Source organism: Anabaena sp. TISTR 8404 (genome assembly GCF_056847745.1).
Genome location: NZ_CP180578.1, coordinates 1008715 through 1025024, shown reverse-complemented (window position 1 = coordinate 1025024; position 16310 = coordinate 1008715). Strand labels below are relative to the sequence as shown.

General features: G+C 39.7%; 14 protein-coding genes. 7 read left to right on the top strand and 7 right to left on the bottom strand.

Annotated features, from left to right (window positions below; genetic code table 11):
* Window positions 1–287: 287 nt before the first annotated feature.
* Window positions 288–1403: a septal ring lytic transglycosylase RlpA family protein gene (locus ACMX3D_RS04375; protein ID WP_482750247.1), complete on the bottom strand. Its 1116-nt coding sequence runs from the start codon at window positions 1401–1403 to the stop codon at window positions 288–290.
* 828 nt (window positions 1404–2231) lie between these two features.
* On the opposite strand from ACMX3D_RS04375, the gene glsA reads away from it, so the two are divergent.
* Window positions 2232–3221 carry a glutaminase A gene (gene glsA, locus ACMX3D_RS04370; protein WP_482750246.1) on the top strand — a complete coding sequence of 330 codons (990 nt, stop codon included), beginning with the start codon at window positions 2232–2234 and terminating at the stop codon, window positions 3219–3221.
* Window positions 3222–3290: 69 nt separating this feature from the next.
* On the top strand, window positions 3291–4499 hold the full coding sequence (locus tag ACMX3D_RS04365; protein WP_482750245.1) for an acyl-CoA dehydrogenase family protein: 1209 nt from the start codon (window positions 3291–3293) through the stop codon (window positions 4497–4499).
* 341 nt (window positions 4500–4840) lie between these two features.
* Here ACMX3D_RS04365 and ACMX3D_RS04360 read toward each other — a convergent pair whose 3' ends face one another.
* The 5 genes from ACMX3D_RS04360 to acsF all read right to left on the bottom strand — a co-directional run bounded on the left by ACMX3D_RS04360 (window position 4841) and on the right by acsF (window position 9841).
* Window positions 4841–5248 carry a hypothetical protein gene (locus tag ACMX3D_RS04360; RefSeq protein ID WP_482750244.1) on the bottom strand — a complete coding sequence of 136 codons (408 nt, stop codon included), beginning with the start codon at window positions 5246–5248 and terminating at the stop codon, window positions 4841–4843.
* A gap of 250 nt (window positions 5249–5498) precedes the next feature.
* Entirely contained in the window at window positions 5499–5939 is a 441-nt protein-coding gene (locus ACMX3D_RS04355; RefSeq protein ID WP_482750243.1) for a CAAD domain-containing protein, read from the bottom strand.
* Between the two features lie 173 nt (window positions 5940–6112).
* Window positions 6113–6574 (bottom strand): BON domain-containing protein, encoded by a 462-nt coding sequence (locus ACMX3D_RS04350; RefSeq protein WP_482750242.1) that lies wholly within the window; start codon window positions 6572–6574, stop codon window positions 6113–6115.
* A 101-nt stretch (window positions 6575–6675) separates the two neighbouring features.
* Entirely contained in the window at window positions 6676–8262 is a 1587-nt protein-coding gene (locus ACMX3D_RS04345) for a histidine kinase (protein ID WP_482750241.1), read from the bottom strand.
* A gap of 502 nt (window positions 8263–8764) precedes the next feature.
* Window positions 8765–9841 carry a magnesium-protoporphyrin IX monomethyl ester (oxidative) cyclase gene (gene acsF, locus ACMX3D_RS04340; RefSeq protein ID WP_482750240.1) on the bottom strand — a complete coding sequence of 359 codons (1077 nt, stop codon included), beginning with the start codon at window positions 9839–9841 and terminating at the stop codon, window positions 8765–8767.
* Window positions 9842–10307: 466 nt separating this feature from the next.
* Here acsF and ACMX3D_RS04335 point away from each other — a divergent pair, with 466 nt between their 5' ends.
* Window positions 10308–11024, top strand: coding sequence for a biliverdin-producing heme oxygenase (locus ACMX3D_RS04335; protein WP_482750239.1), 717 nt, complete (start codon window positions 10308–10310; stop codon window positions 11022–11024).
* 355 nt (window positions 11025–11379) lie between these two features.
* Entirely contained in the window at window positions 11380–12762 is a 1383-nt protein-coding gene (gene hemN, locus ACMX3D_RS04330; RefSeq protein WP_482750238.1) for an oxygen-independent coproporphyrinogen III oxidase, read from the top strand.
* Window positions 12763–12996: 234 nt separating this feature from the next.
* Here the strand turns inward: hemN and ACMX3D_RS04325 are convergent, their stop codons facing one another.
* On the bottom strand, window positions 12997–13371 hold the full coding sequence (locus tag ACMX3D_RS04325; RefSeq protein ID WP_482750237.1) for a MerR family transcriptional regulator: 375 nt from the start codon (window positions 13369–13371) through the stop codon (window positions 12997–12999).
* 101 nt (window positions 13372–13472) lie between these two features.
* Between ACMX3D_RS04325 and ACMX3D_RS04320 the strand changes: the two genes are divergently transcribed.
* The 3 genes from ACMX3D_RS04320 (at window position 13473) to ACMX3D_RS04310 (ending at window position 16234) form a co-directional block, all read left to right on the top strand.
* Window positions 13473–14282 carry an SDR family oxidoreductase gene (locus ACMX3D_RS04320; RefSeq protein ID WP_482750236.1) on the top strand — a complete coding sequence of 270 codons (810 nt, stop codon included), beginning with the start codon at window positions 13473–13475 and terminating at the stop codon, window positions 14280–14282.
* A gap of 467 nt (window positions 14283–14749) precedes the next feature.
* Window positions 14750–15652 (top strand): phosphodiester glycosidase family protein, encoded by a 903-nt coding sequence (locus ACMX3D_RS04315; protein WP_482750235.1) that lies wholly within the window; start codon window positions 14750–14752, stop codon window positions 15650–15652.
* 309 nt (window positions 15653–15961) lie between these two features.
* A complete protein-coding gene (locus ACMX3D_RS04310; protein WP_482750234.1) occupies window positions 15962–16234 on the top strand; it encodes a GlsB/YeaQ/YmgE family stress response membrane protein in 273 nt (90 codons plus the stop codon).
* Window positions 16235–16310 lie beyond the last annotated feature (76 nt).

The window sequence follows — 16310 nt, the reverse complement described above, 5'->3', positions numbered from 1 at the left end:
TAGTTCTTCTAACCCTCCCCCGTTAGTTTATATCTGAAATTGGGGGAAAAGTTACGAGAACTAGGGGAAATAGAAATTAAGTAAATTTGAAGGAGAAAGTGCAGAATTTGAGATTGAGATTTAGCCTTTGTCATTAATTCGCGCCAAGCGCGTTTAGGGAAAACACTACGCCGAACAGCCGAGAGAATTTTAGATTTTGAATTTTGGATTTTAGATTGGTGATTTAGCAATCTAAAATCTAAAATCTAAAATTGGTTATGCCGAATATCCTTCAAATTACCTAAAAGTTATCTTCCCAACACTTCGATATGCACTGGTGCAACGCCACTGCTCATCATGCCGATAACTCGTGCTGCACCAGCAGACAAGTCAATGACTCGACCCCGGATATATGGGCCACGGTCATTGATACGTACTACTACAGAACGACCATTGCGGGTGTTGGTAACACGAACTTTTGTACCAAGGGGCAAGCTGCGATGGGCAGCAGTCATTGCTTCGGGATTAAATCTTTCGCCACTGGCAGTCATGGAGCCTGAGCCATCATAGCCATAAAAGGATGCCATACCTCGGAAGCTAAGTCTGACTCCACCAATGGATACCTGTTGAGGCAGCTGGGGAACTGAAAATCTTAACCCTGTGGGTAAGTTAGCAATTTTGGTTAAGGGTGAAGCATTGCCAATGAGTCTGCGGAGGCGGTTGGTTGCTTGTAATGCGTCTTGTGCCAAATTCTTGGTGGTGTCTGCTAGGCGGGTATTTTCGTTAATTTCCACCAATTCTTGGTCTTTGATTTTGATTGTATAGCGATCGCTTGGCTGTTGCTGTCCAGAAGAGCTTTTATCTTGGGCTTGATTAGCAGTTTTGCTGTCATCCTTCCAACTGACCGTAATCTGTTCGGCATTAACGTTGTCTTGAATCAGCTGGTTGATTTTAGCTGCTATCACACTAGCTCTTTGAACGGGATCGTTTTCTAGTGAGCCAACTTGGTTTCCGGAACTGACTACATTGCCAGTACTTGCCACTTTAGTTGAGTTGCCAGCAATAAGGGCGTACGATGACTGCACGCCCCCTCCTTCTCCTACAACACCTTGTTTCGTTTCACCACTCGCAACTGGCTTAGAACTCACGAAAGTGAGTACTGGTATGTTCCGGATGTACAGGGTTGCCGCTTGCCGACCTCCAACACTGTGAGAATGAATGCTCGTAATCACAGCATTTGAGTTCTGTTTCTCTTTTGGGGATTGATACTCACCTACCTTAACCACATCACCATCAGATGATTTTTGGGAAACTTGATTAGCTTCCTTAGTGGTTTGAGCAGTAGTCCGAGTGCAACCGACTGAGGAAATCCCCGTAAGAGTTACACACAAGGCGACAATAGTCCACAAATGTCTTTGGTTCATGCGTCCAATTTTCAAGCGACTGTAGAACAGTAGTTTTTTTGATTAACGGAATTTAATGCCACAAAGAGCAAAAAGTTTTCCTTAAAATCGAACTCGTTCCGCTTTCACTTTGTTTTTCATAACTGCAACAGACTAACACGAACTTTTGGACTTGGGGATCAGGGTTTTATCGTAATCAAGCCTAAATTTCTCAAATTCAAATGCCAATCACAAGAGCAAAACCTTGTTCAAATGCGGATTTTAGGGGTGTAGCGTTTTTTTCGGCTACTAACAAATTTCTTATTAAAACTTTACATTATTCTCAGATTAGATTTTGGGAAAAGTGGGTCGATTTACCTGATACTTTCCTCAAAAAATTTGTATGCTATGGAACATATAAATTTTAAAAATAGTTAGTATTAGATTTCAATATATTTAGGCATAAAACCCGTTGTCAATCCTGTATAAGACTAAATTTATATAATCTTTAGGATTAACTAAAAGCAATGAATATTAATAATTACAGCAAAAATCAATTGTTTTTCTGGCTGAAATTCTTGATGTTTCAACAATATTTATGTAGTATATATATACATGGAAATATACTTAGTAAATACATTTATAAAAGTAGTTTAAAATATAAGTACTACCTGGGGTAATCAGCAAAAAAATTAGGCGCTTCTGTAACTAATATTTTTTACAATTAAAAGAAAAATAAGAATGAGAAAATTAAAAAACACTAGTGGACGTATATTCATGATTTTTGCGATGTAGCAAAAATCACATCAAAAATTGACTACCCGAAATCGATTGATTACCGATGATTTTCTAGAATAAACTATCAGCTTCATGGCAAAACAAGCAAATTCAGGAGATTTAGAAATAGTTACATCATCATTGTTATCTGTTCTTCAAGACTTGCATTCTAAGTACAAGTCTCTGCAAGAAGGTGCAGTCGCAAACTACATTCCAGAATTAGCCAAGGTAAACCCAGATTTATTTAGCATTTGCATCGTAACTGTGGATGGTCAGGTTTACGAAGTTGGAGATTACCAACAGCTATTTACTATCCAGTCAATTTCAAAGGTCTTTGCTTACGGACTAGCGCTAGAAGATCATGGGCGAGATTATGTGTTGACAAGAGTTGGCGTAGAACCAACAGGAGACGCATTCAACTCAATTATTTTGGATGAGCAATCGAAGCGACCGTATAACCCAATGGTAAACGCTGGTGCGATCGCCACCACCAGCTTAATTAAAGGAGATGGCGCAACCGAACGCCTCAACCGCGTCCTAGAGATGTTCCGCCGCTACACAGGTCACGATGTGTTTGTGGATATTTCCGTATTTACTTCCGAACGCAGCACCGGACATCGCAACCGCGCAATGGCACACCTCATGCTGAACTTTGGCATGATTGACCAAAATATAGAAGAAGCATTAGACCTTTATTTTCAGCAATGCGCCGTAATTGTGAATTGTCACGACTTAGCAGTGATGGCGGCGACACTAGCGAACAAAGGAATTAACCCCATCACAGGCGAACGCGCTGTAGACCATCAATATATAAAGGATATTCTCAGCGTCATGTACACCTGTGGAATGTACAACTTTGCTGGTGAATGGGCATATACAGTCGGAATTCCGGCGAAAAGTGGCGTATGTGGCGGAATCCTCGCGGTTGTGCCGAATCAGATGGGAATAGGAGTGTTTTCACCACCATTAGATGCGCGGGGTAACAGCGTGCGGGGAGTAGAAGTTTGTAAAGAGCTTTCCCAGCAGTTATGTCTACACATGTTTGCCTGCGGGGGTGGAAGCTCAAAAATAGGGAGTTTGTAATTCAGCAGTTATATGTTATTCAGATTTATGTATTTCAAAAATCAAATATGGCTCCGATAACATATATATATGTCACAAGTGAAGCAAGTACTATTAGAACCCTTTGTGAATCAAGGCTGGGAAACTTCTTCGGCACTTTTCGATCAAGTTAAAACACTGGCGCAAGATTTTGCTACCCGCGCCGCAGTGCATGACAAAGATGGTTCATTTCCTTTTGAGAATTTTAGGGCGCTGCATCAAGCGGGACTGTTGAGTTTAACTATTCCCCGTGATTTGGGCGGACAAGATTTAGGGCTTGCTACTATTTGCCAAGTTATTGAAGGAATAGCCAGTGGTGATGCTTCTACGGCTTTAGTGTTGACCATGCATTATCTACAACACGCTAAAGCTAATCGTAACCGTTGCTGGCATCCTGAAGTATACAAGAAAGTTTGTCGGGAGGCGATCGCCAACCTCGCCCTCATCAATGCTGCCCGTGTAGAACCAGAATTAGGCACACCAGCTAGAGGCGGTTTACCAGCAACAACTGCCGAAAAAACAGCACAAGGCTGGCGGTTAACTGGACATAAGCAGTATACAACAGGTAGTCCCATCCTCAGCTACTTTGTTGTTTGGGCAAAAACAACTGAAGATGAACCCCAAGTCGGCAATTTTTTAGTTCCTTGTGACTTACCTGGCTTGCGAATTGTCGAAACTTGGGATCATCTGGGAATGAGAGCGACTGGGAGTCATGATTTAATTTTAGAGAATGTCTTAATTCCCCATGAATATGCTTTAGATATTCGCCCTGTCTCTATTAAATCACCACCAGATCCGATGACAGCGGTGTGGAACAGCTTGACATTGAGTGCGTTGTATTTAGGAGTTGCCACAGCTGCGCGAGATTGGTTAATAGAATATCTTGGCGATCGCACTCCGTCAAATTTGGGAACACCACTAGCAAGTTTGCCACGTTTTCAAACAGCTGTGGGTGAAATAGAAGCGCTACTTTATGCGAACCGCAAACTCATTTATAACTTGGCACAAGAAGTTGAACAAGGCGATTTTGAACCTAATGTAGATTTACAAGCACAAGCTGTGAAATATCTCAGCACAACCAACTCAATTCGTGCGGTAGAAATTGGTTTGGAACTTATTGGTAATCCTGGATTAACAAGAAAGAATCCGTTAGAAAGACATTATCGTGACGTTTTGTGCAGCCGTATCCACACTCCACAAAATGATGTAATTTGCCAATCGTTAGGGAAAGCAGCATTCAATAAAAGTGCTGAGTGCTGAGTATACAGCAGGTTGCATATTTGTGGAATACTGTAGAGACGTTACATGTAACTTCTCTACATAGTTTTGGGTTTTACGCTTGTATCTCATTTACCTGAAATATATTGTAAGCCTATAGAACTTACTCAGTGATACGAAAAATTTTTAGCCATTAACAATTTTTATTACTATATTTCAACTGCCGTAAATAAAACCTCTCTTAAAAAGTTTAAGAGAGGTTATTGGTGGAGTTTGATGAAAGAATCGGCGAGTGAGAGTTATGAAAAGATAGTTTATGAGTCAGGAATTAGAATTACTCATTCATGATTTTGTATTCTGGCTGCTGCATTTTTCCTGAATAACTAAACTATTCCTTGACCTCTACCGCGTCTGTCAGCTTCTTCTGTTAACTCGCCTTCTTTATCTTCGTTGACTTCTTGAAGTTCTTCCATGCGTTGTGCGCTGTCTTCTGCTACTACTTGACGCGCATCGCCAGGAACTTCATAGTACATTTCTGGTTCTACTGCGTAGTTATTTAATAAACCTTCTTTATCTACTGTGTAACCGTCTGTGGTGTGGATGCTTTGTGCATCGGTTTGGTCGTCAGTGGGGGCAGATGCTTCTCTTTCTTCTGTGGGTAATGTTTTATATAATTCTCCCTCTCTTTCTTTACGAGCAGCAGTTTCAGCAGGGATAATTCCTCTATCATACATATCTACTTTTGCTCTTTCAGATGAATCTACTGCTTTTTTAAATTTTTCATTAGCCATAAATCATGTCCTCGAATTTAAAGAAAAGTATTTTGTTCAATAGCTTCGAGAACTAGATTAGGATGTTGACGAGAATCTATCTACTATCTTAAGAAGAGATTTAAATCAAAAAAATAAATTATTTCTATGCCTTGAGATGTATTTAAAATTTAAATGTAACCAAGAGAAATAAATCTAAGAGACCATTAATTATATAGATACCCGACTTCTTTAAGAAGTCGGGTATCTGAACAAACCTAATTTTTAATAATTAAATTTGCTGTTCTCCTAAAATTTGGGTTTGGAGATTGCGAATCTCTACTGCTAATTCTTGACGAGTAGAGGCTTGCACAAGATAACGAAATACAAACCAAGTAGAGTAAATAATTCCAATCAACTCGAAAGTCGGCTCTAACAGTGGTAAATCATTAATGGCATCCAGTAATGTTAGTACAACTTTAAGTGTGACAGTAGCTGCTAAAACTAAACCTAAAGTAATTAATGGTAATTTGTATGCTGCCCAAAACTGATTTAAATAATAAGGCAGCTGATCCAAAAATTGAGAGATTTTACGATTGATTTGCTGCCATTGAGTTTCAGGTTCACTCGCAGGTGGCAGCTTTGGTAAGTTTTGGGTGTCTACACCTTCAATGGCGACTGCGCCAGTTGAAGATGTCACATTTACAGAATCGAATTCTTGTTCGAGTGCCATATTTTTAGAATTTTACTAATCACAGAAATTTTACTAACAAAGGCACAGAAAACAAAAGTGCGGGCTAAATCAGAGGTCAGTTTAATTCAAAACTAACCTCTGAATACTAACCATAATAACGTTTTCTACGGTTCTTTATGCCCGTCTATTAAGTTGGATTTTTCGTTACTCTGTTATTGTTTTGCCGGAGCAACAACTGCTTTGTTAACTACGCTCTTAACACCTTTAATTTCCTGTGCTAAAGGCTGAATCTTATTCAGTTGATCTTGGTTTTGTACAGTTCCGTTGATAGTGACTGTACCTTTTTCATCGGCAGCAACTGTTAGCTGACCACCAGGTATGTTGGCTTCTAATTTAGAACGAACTTCACTTGCCAGGTCGCCTGTAGCTCTTTGTGTATCACCACCAGTCATATTATTCCGTTCTTCACGAGCGCGAATGTCTTCATTGAGTTGTCGGCGGCGCAGTTGACTCTGAGCATCTTCTTTTGCTTCTTCAGTTGTTTGTGCAGCAGGCGATGCTGGGTTTTGATTAACTGTATCTGGTGCTGATTCGCTGGTTCTAGAAGGATTTTGACAAGCAGCCGCACCAATAAGTAGTAAACCACTAATTAAGAAAGGAGCTAGTTTTTTCATTTGTTTAATTAATGATAGATAAAGTGGACTTGAAGAATTTTTTGCTGGCGATCGCACCCATAATTGCAGACAAGATAGTGGGGATTTACAACTAACTTTGGTTAGAGGGTTTCATCACGACGATCAACAATGGTGACGGTAGAATCTTCGCGATCGCTTGTTACAGGGTAGTTAGTGCGACCAGTTTCGATCACTGGGGTTTCTTGATGTCTTGTCCAATCCAAACCGCGATGGGATTCTGTATCGACATCAGTAGCGTCAAAGATGCCAAAGTCTTGAATACCGCGACGTTGCAGGATGGTTTGAGCGTGTTGAATTTCTGCTTCTGTACCATCAACCATGACTAAGTAATCACCTCGTTGGAAGCGATCGCTATAAACTCTAGCGCGGTCTTCAGGAATACCTAAACCAACTAGTCCGCCAACTAAACCACCTGCGGCTGCACCAATAGCACCACCAGCCAAAGTTGTAGCTAAAGCTGTTGCTGCTGCACCGCCAGCAATCACAGGGCCAATTCCGGGAATGGCTAATGCACCTAGACCAACTAACAAGCCACCTAAACCACCTAATGCACCGCCTGTAGCAGCTCCGGCTTTTGCACCTTCATCTGCTTTATTACCAACACCAGCCACACCATGACCGTTTGTGTCTTTAGCGATGAGTGAGACGCGATTCATCGGAAAACCAGCATCACGCAATTCATTTAGTGCTGCTTCTGCATCTCGACGATGGGAAAATACACCAATTGCTCGACGGTTTTTATGGGTGGATACAGTACCGTGACTGTGTGGATCAAATATTTGCCACTGTTGAATTCTATGGCGATTGAGAATGGCAGCAGCACGATTGATTTCGTCATCTGTACCACTGACTGCAACGATGTAATCACCGTGATTGATGCGCTCATTGTAAAAGCGAGTGCGGTCATCTGGTAATCCATAGCGAACAGCATCAAGGCGATCGCTAAAATTCACACCTCTTAATGCATCTCTGTTTACAGACTCACGATGTATTAAAGAAATTTGGCTCAGCGGAAAGCCTGCAACCCGTAAATCATTAATTGCAGCTTCTGCATCTTGGCGATGATTAAAGTAACCTAGAGCATGTTTGGTATAACCAACTTCCCGATGCACGTCATGAGTATGGGGATGGTCGTAGATACCATACTCTTCAATTCCCCGCCGATGTAGAATAGCTTCTGCTCTGGCGATTTCTTCGTCTGTACCATCTACGATTACTAAATAGCCGCCGCTTTGGACGCGTTCGTTATAAACTCTGGCGCGTTCTTCGGGGATTCCCAAACCAATCAAGGCTCCAATTAAGCTACCAGCTACTGCACCAATACCAGCCCCAGCAATAGTAGTAGCGATCGCAGTTGCTGTTGCTCCTGCTAACATAATTGGCCCAATACCAGGAATTGCCAAAGTGCCAAGACCAACTAATAAACCTGTTAAACCGCCTAAAGCACCACCTGTAGCTGCACCAACCGCAGCACCTTCGTCAGATTTATCGCCAACGCGATCGCGGACTTCCGTTCCGGCAATCTCATCTCTACCATCTGCATCTCTGGCAATGACAGAAACTCTATCCATTGGAAAGCCAGAATTTTTCAATTCATGTAATGCTTCTTCAGCAGCCCTACGATTAGGAAATACACCTACAGAACGTCTCCGTACACCAACAACCATGCTAACTTCTCCTATTAGTTAAAATTTTGTGATTACAATTTTATTGAGTTCAATAATTCTATTAGTATCTTTTTTTGACAGAATTTTCCTCAATCCCTCGGAGTAAATTTCTTATCTGCCAACAGATATACGTAAATGTATAAAATAATAATAAAAATTTATTTTCACGACAATAAATATGGAGTTTTATCGCATAGTTTTTTATTCAAATAAATATCCCCGACTTATTAAAAAATCGGGGATATTTACTAGCACAAATAATTATTGAATAATTCAGAATCAATTAGTGGTAGATTGATACCCGCCACTAATTGAATAACTCAAAGTTTGAACTTCCTTCGGCAGAGAGAAAAGGAAACGGGCAATACTTCGGCAAAGCTCAGTGCCAGCAGTTCTTCCGTTTGTTTCCTCTCTCCACCGATGGTTCTGAGTAAAGCGCCAGTAGGCGGTGAAACGGTATGAATTCTGGCTTCTGACTCCTGAATTCTTACACAAAAACCAATTAAAGAACTGTGCCGCGCGTAGCTTCGGTATCAATTGGTTTGATGAGATATAGCTGCAACATATGCCAAACAATTGCGAGAATTGGTGGAATTTTTTGGAGGAATTTGACAAAACTTGGCTGGTCACTTTTTTGAATTGCTGCGATTTTCAAATTGTTCTCAGAACACTGTTCTAAGCGCCAGAAAAATAGTGGGTGATTCGTATTGAGAATGATGGGAAATGCCCGTGCAGAAGTGTTGTTTGTTTCTTGGATAACTCTGTTGTTGTATTTGCGGGGGTGGATACCAATAGTTTCGTAGAATGATGCCCTTTCAAATACAGTCATTGTATGGGTAGCAAATACAGAAAGCAGAAAGAAACGCACCCACAATTTTGCTTTCCAATCTTTCCAAAGTTTGGGTTGCGATCGCAGCAATGCTTTAAAGAAATCTCCGTGGCGATTTTCGTCTTGACACCAACTCTCAAATTTACGGAACAGCGGATAAAACTGGTATTCTGGATGCTTCTGCATGTGTTGATGCACTAAAATATAGCGCCAGTAACCAATTTTCTCCGATAGGTAAACTGTGTAAATAATCCACTCTGGCGGGAAAAATGTATACGTGCGGGTTTTGGTTAAAAATCTTAAATCTAGTGATAGTTTCAAATCTGACATTGATTTGTTGAGAAATCCCGCATGGCGTGCTTCATCCCTAGCCAAATATTCAAATGCTTCCGATAGCAGAGGGTTATTTTTTTTCAAGCGGCGCGATAATTCTTTAAATAAAAGAAAGCCAGAAAACTCCGAAGTACAAGAGCGTTCTAAAAAGTCAATAAAGGCGCGGCGTTTTTCACCTGTAATGTGATCCCATGATTGTTTAAATTCATCGTCGCGCACAAAATGATGGCGGTTGTAGTCAGCACGCAGTTCATTAACAATCGCCCGGATTTCTGTCTCATTAGCCGATATATCTAATTTCGCCACTGCATCAAAGTCAGTGGTGTAAAACCGAGGTGTTAATAATGTTTCTGCAACAGGCGCTTTAATACCTGGTTTCAGCAATTGCGGCTCTGGGGTTGCAGCTAAATCGACCATGAGACTCCTTTACATTATTTTATCTTTTAATAGTTATATAAGCATAAAAGATTATCATTCCACATCAGTTAAATTATTGAAAAGCAAATTTCCAGCGATAACCTTAATGCTTAGGTTTATCAGGGTTGTAGCAGCTATTTTTCGATTAATTTCGTGGCTTTTTTGAGATATTGCAATGCAACATCTCTGTTTTGTCTCAAGGTATGGAAATATAAAGAAATATTAATAGCTGTATAGTTATACAAGTATTGATAGTTAAATGATTTTGGGAGAACAAAAATCCCTCAGAACAGTATCGGCACTGCTATTTGCTGGTTGAAGTGATGCCGATGCTTTTCCCCTCTACATCTAGAATAACAATCCTTTTGAAAGTGCTGAGTGCTGAGTAATGAGTAAGAATACTAGCCTCTAGCCTCTAACCTCTAGCCTCTCGATTTAATGTAAGTCGGTGATGAAGGAAGCAAAAATGAGTAGTAATCTAGCCGTCAAACTGCGTTCTGGTACGCAAAAAGCTCACACAGCCGCAGAAAATGTCGGATTCATGAAATGTTTTCTCAAAGGTGTTGTAGATAAAGACTGCTTTGCAAAGTTTCTCAGCAACTTGTATTTTGTGTACACCGAACTAGAAACAGCATTAGCCAGTCACCAAAACAATCCTGTTATTGGTGGATTGTACTTTCCTGAACTGAATCGCCGGGCAGCTTTAGAAAAAGATATGGTATTTTACTATGGCAACGACTGGCGAAATTTAATCACACCTTCCAATAATGCTAAGAAATACATCGCCCGCATTCAACAATTATCTGCATCTGAACCTGCATTATTAATTGGTCATGCCTACACCCGCTACATGGGCGACCTTTCTGGCGGTCAGATGTTACAAAAAATTGCCCAGTCAACCCTCAAGCTTTCTGGCTACGAAGGGACATCTTTTTATAACTTTGACCAAATTCCCGACAAAAAAGCATTTAAAGACAAATACCGTGATGCTTTAAATGCTGTACCTGTTGATGATGCTACAGCCGATCGCATTGTAGCTGAAGCCAATAATGCCTTTAGTTTCAATATGCAAATGGCTGAGGAATTAGAAGGAAGTTTAATTAGAGCGATCGGTCAAGTATTATTTAATAACCTGACTCGTTCTCACAACTCCGGCAGTACTGAAGCAACTGCAACTAATTAATTTTCAAGAAATTAAGCTGTTTGGTTTGAGTCAACACATCATGCACTACAACTGATATCTAAACTAGACAGCAGCTACAAAAAAGAGAGATTAGAGACTGGGGACTAGTATTTTTACTCTTTACTCAGAACCCAAAGATTGTGTTGGGTTACGCTACGCTCCACCCAACCTACTACTAGAGGCTCGACCTACTAGTTTTTATAGGTTGGGTGTAACGAATGTGGAACCCAAAGATTGTGTTGGGTTACGCTACGCTCCACCCAACCTACTACTTCTGCTTTCTGCTCTACAACCAATCACTTTGGCTGATTTTCAGAATTGAAAATACAGCCTACCCAATACATTGGAGGTTTTGATGGTATTTATTTCACCTAGTGTCAAATTTGATCTGGATTTGATCAAAAAGTACGACACGGCTGCACCGAGATACACTAGTTATCCACCTGCTACAGAGTTAAGTGAAGCATTTACGACAGATGACTTTTATAATGCGATCGCCACTTCCAATCAAAGAAAATCTCCGCTATCATTTTATTTCCACATACCTTTTTGTCAAAGTGCTTGTTATTTTTGCGGCTGTAATACAGTAATTTCCAACAACAAGAATATTGCCAAACCTTATCTGGAACATTTAGCCCAAGAAATCAAGCACATGTCTACCTTGATTTCTCCAGAGAGAAAGGTATTACAAATGCATTGGGGTGGTGGTACACCTAATTACTTAGAACTTGAGCAAGTAGAATTTTTGTGGAAGCAAATTACACAACACTTTGATTTTGACCCCCAAGCAGAAATTTCCATTGAAATTAATCCCCGCTACGTCGATAAAGAGTATATTTTCTTTTTGCGGGAACTAGGATTTAATCGCGTTAGTTTTGGTATCCAAGACTTTAATAATGAAGTACAAGTAGCTGTTAATCGCATCCAGCCAGAAGAATTATTATTTAATGTTATGGACTGGATTAAAACAGCGAAGTTTGATAGTGTGAATGTCGATTTAATTTATGGTTTACCTTATCAAACGCTTCAGACCTTTCGAGAAACGGTCAAAAAGACAGTTGCATTAGATCCAGACCGAATTGTTGTATTTAACTTTGCTTATGTTCCTTGGTTAAAACCAGCGCAAAAAAATATTCCTCAAGACGCATTACCAAAGCCTCAAGAAAAGTTAGAAATTTTGAAAATGACTATTGAGGAATTAACAAGTAGTCAGTATTTATTTATTGGCATGGATCATTTTGCTAAAGCTAATGATGAATTAGCGATCGCCCAACGAAATCGCACCCTCCAACGCAATTTTCAAGGTTACACTACTCACGCTGGGACAGATTTATTTGGTTTTGGTGCAACATCAATTAGTATGTTAAACGATGCCTATGTTCAAAACCATAAACAATTAAAAGATTATTATCAAGCAGTTGCTAACAATGTTTTACCTGTTAGTAAAGGTATCAAACTAACTCAAGATGACATTATTCGTCGAGATGTCATCATGTGTATTATGTCTCATTTTCAATTGTATAAGCAAGATATTGAAGAGAAATATCACATCAATTTTGATCAATATTTCGCCGAAGAACTAGAAGCATTACAACCGTTAGCAGCAGATGGACTGCTTAAATTATCTGACCATCACATTCAAATTACAGACATCGGTAGATTATTGGTGAGAAATATTGCGGTTGTTTTTGATGTTCATAATCAAACACGAGACAAACAATTCTCTCGTGCAATTTAATCACTTTCACTCCATACTTACAGCAGGGAATAGGGAACAGGGAACGGGGAACAGCTTTGAGCCTCTTACTATATAGCTTTGTTGTTCAAATTTGTACCTCATTCACTTGCAATCTGCTGTATCTAAACCTTTTATATTGGTATCACTGTGTAAGTCCTAAGAAGAAAAGATGACAGGTAACAGGTGACAGATTTAAAAGTTTTTTGCTGTTCAGTTTGATTCTTTTCTGATGTCTTAACTGTCTTGGCTATTGCTATCTGCTTGTTTCAACCTAATGAGTTTGTCTGCTAGATAAGTTTTTATTTCTCCTAGTTGTTGCATCTTTTCGGCAATTTCTTGGAGTTTGCGTTCAATAATTAGTATTTGCTCAGTTTTAGGTATTTCATTAATTCCCCATTCATTTATTAGCTGCTTAATTTCATTCAAAGTAAACCCCAAGGCTTTACCTTGATTTATCAGCCGCAGTTGTTCTACTGTATCTATACTAAATTCCTTATATATTCTTGTTCCTGCCTGTCTTTCATGAGCAGTAATCAGTCCTATCTTTTCATAAAAACGAATTGTATCTTTTGATAATCCTGTTTTTTTCGAGAGTTCACCAATCAACATCAGATTCACCTAAAACTTTCAAATCTCACTTGACTGTGGAGTATACTCTACAGTTTAGGCTTTCTTTCAGATAGCAATTTTGAAATTTCAGGAAGCCAGTGATGCGTAAGACAGTTTTGATTACAGGTGCTTCGAGTGGAATTGGTGAAGCGACAGCAAAGTATTTTTTAGAGAAAGGCTGGAATGTTGCTGCAACAATGCGATCGCCTCAAAAAGCCGGCGACTGGACGAAAGCAAAAAACCTCATCTGTCCGTATTTGGATGTTACGAATCCAGAAACCATCGAATCAGCATTGCGCGAGACATTAGAGCATTTCGGACAGATAGATGTATTAGTTAATAATGCCGGATATGCGCTGATGGGGCCACTCGAAGGAGTAACACCAGAACAGTTAGAACATCAATTCCAAACTAATTTTTTTGGACTTGTATCAACAATACAAAAAATTTTACCTATTTTGCGCAGACAGGGCGAAGGCACAATTATTAACGTTGCTTCGATTGGTGGCCGTCTGGCTTTTCCGCTCGTGTCTTCTTATCATGCAAGTAAATGGGCTGTAGAGGGACTATCTGAATCTCTACGCTATGAACTACGTCGCTTTGGGATTCGTGTCAAAATTATTGAGCCTGGTGGGATTAAGACAAATTTTATTAATCATGGCATTGTTTGGGCGAATCATCCTGCTTACACAGATATGGTTAATCAAGTAAAAAACTTCAATGAGAAAATCAATGATTCTCTAGCCGCACCTGAAGGTGTTGCTAAAACAATTTATCGAGCAGCAAGCGATCGCTCCGAAAGATTGCGTTATTCTCCTTACGGGGAAGTGTTTTTTCTTCTGCACGCGATTCTTCCCGATCGCTTATGGCGGTCTTTAGTTGAGACTATGATGTTGAGGACGACAAAGTAGTCTTTTTTTCTACGACTTACGCACAAAGGTTATCTGTTAAAGCTGGGTGTAAGAGTTTTGAACACCTAGACTCTTACATCCCTATAGTTTTACACCCTTCCCCAAACCTCTACGGTGTACACACAAGTTTTTATCGACAATCTTAATGTATTGCCTCACATTGTTAATGTGTTGCCTGGCATTAATAATGTATTGCCTCACATTATTAATGTATTGCCTCACATTATTAATGTGTTGCTTTACATTGTTAATGTGCCGCCTCGCATTATTAATGTGTTGCCTTGCATTGTTAAAGGACTTCCACCCTAAAAATATTCTAAATTTTCTTGTGGGGTGGGCTTCTAGCCTGCCTTTAATAGAAGACGGGTGAGGACACCCATCCCACAAGATGAATAATTTATTTCTTGGAAATCCTAAAGCGATCGCTAATCATTTAATATTCATGCAGCAACGTTGAAGTTTACCACATGAAAAAAATCTGGCTGCTGAGTTTAACAATAGTGAGTGTAGGTGTGTTGCCGTTGTGGTTGGGCGTAGGTTCTTCCTCACAGTCGATATCTTCTGCGATGCCAACGGTTAAACCCTCACCACCAAAAACAGTTCGCTACTTTGAACGCACCTTGCCTCAAGGTATAGCTCACGTTTTGTTGGTTCCAGCTAACAGCAAATTTGTAGTAACTCCGGCATTATCACCGCAGGTAAACACTGTAGAGGAATTTGCCCAGCAGCATCGAGCCGTTGCTGTCTTCAACGCTGGCTTTTTTGACCCAGCCAATCAAAAATCGACATCATATATTATCGTTAATGGTCAATTAATTGCTGACCCCAGAAATAATGAGCGCTTAATTAATAATCCGAAATTAAGGCCTTACCTGATTGCAATTTTGAATCGTAGCCAATTGCGCCGCTATTTATGTGGGCAAACTACCCGTTATGCGATCGCGTTGCACAATGAACCACTACCAGCAGATTGTCGCTTAATTGATCTTATTGGTGCTGGCCCCAGATTATTACCTAAACTTACATCAGTGCAAGAAGGTTTTGTAGATAACGCTAACGGACGCGATGCACTAGGGAGTCAACAGCCCAACGCTAGAACTGCTGTTGGTATTACCCGTGATGGCAGCATTATCTTAGTGATGGTAGCTCAAAAACCTGCACAACCTAATAACTCTGGTATATCTTTGCAGCAACTTGCAGACTTGATGAAAATGCTTGGTGCATCTGAAGCAATGAACCTGGATGGAGGTAGTTCATCTTCGTTTTATTACAATGGTAAAGCCTTGTACGGCAAAGTTGATGCACAAGGAAATTTCATCAAGCGACCTGTAAAGTCAGTTTTATTAGTTCAGGATAAGTTGAGTAATTAGCTACTCATGTAATTTTGGATTTTAGATTTTGGATTTTGAATTAGGAATTACATCTGTGTTTAAGCTTTGGTTTAGGTTACAAGTATGAATTGTGATATCTTCTGATTCTAAGAATTAATGTAAATTCAATATCTAAAATTTATACAAAAATCTATTAATACTAAGTAAAAATTAAGCAGAATATTTTTATCTATAAATTGGTAGAGAAACTTCTATCTATCTTTTGACTTCAAAACTTACCTCATCTGGAAGAAACGCTAAGAAATCAAGATTGTTAATCTGATTACAGATGAGATTTTTGAGGTCGTTATGAATATTATTGCTTGGATAATCTTAGGTCTTTTAGCTGGTGCGATCGCCAAAGCCATTTACCCTGGTTATCAAGGTGGTGGAATTCTTTCAACAATGATTTTAGGTATTGTTGGTGCATTTATTGGTGGTAGTTTATATAGTTTGTTACAATCAGGAACTTTGCAATTGACAGCCACCAGTTTTAGTATTCCAGGTTTATTTATCGCAGTTATTGGCGCGATAATTGCTATTTACTTGTGGGGACTATTGCAAAGAAGCAGCAATGCATAAACTACTGTGAACAAATCATTATTAAATCCAGAGTGTGTTTGGTAAGCTTTACCAATAACACTCTTGACAATCAGAA

Excerpts from the sequence above, each read along its gene's own strand:
- ACMX3D_RS04375 (WP_482750247.1), bottom strand. The coding sequence starts at position 1,403 with ATGAACCAAAGACATTTGTGGACTATTGTCGCCTTGTGTGTAACTCTT.
- glsA (WP_482750246.1), top strand. The coding sequence starts at position 2,232 with ATGGCAAAACAAGCAAATTCAGGAGATTTAGAAATAGTTACATCATCA.
- ACMX3D_RS04365 (WP_482750245.1), top strand. The coding sequence starts at position 3,291 with ATGTCACAAGTGAAGCAAGTACTATTAGAACCCTTTGTGAATCAAGGC.
- ACMX3D_RS04360 (WP_482750244.1), bottom strand. The coding sequence starts at position 5,248 with ATGGCTAATGAAAAATTTAAAAAAGCAGTAGATTCATCTGAAAGAGCA.
- ACMX3D_RS04355 (WP_482750243.1), bottom strand. The coding sequence starts at position 5,939 with ATGGCACTCGAACAAGAATTCGATTCTGTAAATGTGACATCTTCAACT.
- ACMX3D_RS04350 (WP_482750242.1), bottom strand. The coding sequence starts at position 6,574 with ATGAAAAAACTAGCTCCTTTCTTAATTAGTGGTTTACTACTTATTGGT.
- ACMX3D_RS04345 (WP_482750241.1), bottom strand. The coding sequence starts at position 8,262 with ATGGTTGTTGGTGTACGGAGACGTTCTGTAGGTGTATTTCCTAATCGT.
- acsF (WP_482750240.1), bottom strand. The coding sequence starts at position 9,841 with ATGGTCGATTTAGCTGCAACCCCAGAGCCGCAATTGCTGAAACCAGGT.
- ACMX3D_RS04335 (WP_482750239.1), top strand. The coding sequence starts at position 10,308 with ATGAGTAGTAATCTAGCCGTCAAACTGCGTTCTGGTACGCAAAAAGCT.
- hemN (WP_482750238.1), top strand. The coding sequence starts at position 11,380 with ATGGTATTTATTTCACCTAGTGTCAAATTTGATCTGGATTTGATCAAA.
- ACMX3D_RS04325 (WP_482750237.1), bottom strand. The coding sequence starts at position 13,371 with ATGTTGATTGGTGAACTCTCGAAAAAAACAGGATTATCAAAAGATACA.
- ACMX3D_RS04320 (WP_482750236.1), top strand. The coding sequence starts at position 13,473 with ATGCGTAAGACAGTTTTGATTACAGGTGCTTCGAGTGGAATTGGTGAA.
- ACMX3D_RS04315 (WP_482750235.1), top strand. The coding sequence starts at position 14,750 with ATGAAAAAAATCTGGCTGCTGAGTTTAACAATAGTGAGTGTAGGTGTG.
- ACMX3D_RS04310 (WP_482750234.1), top strand. The coding sequence starts at position 15,962 with ATGAATATTATTGCTTGGATAATCTTAGGTCTTTTAGCTGGTGCGATC.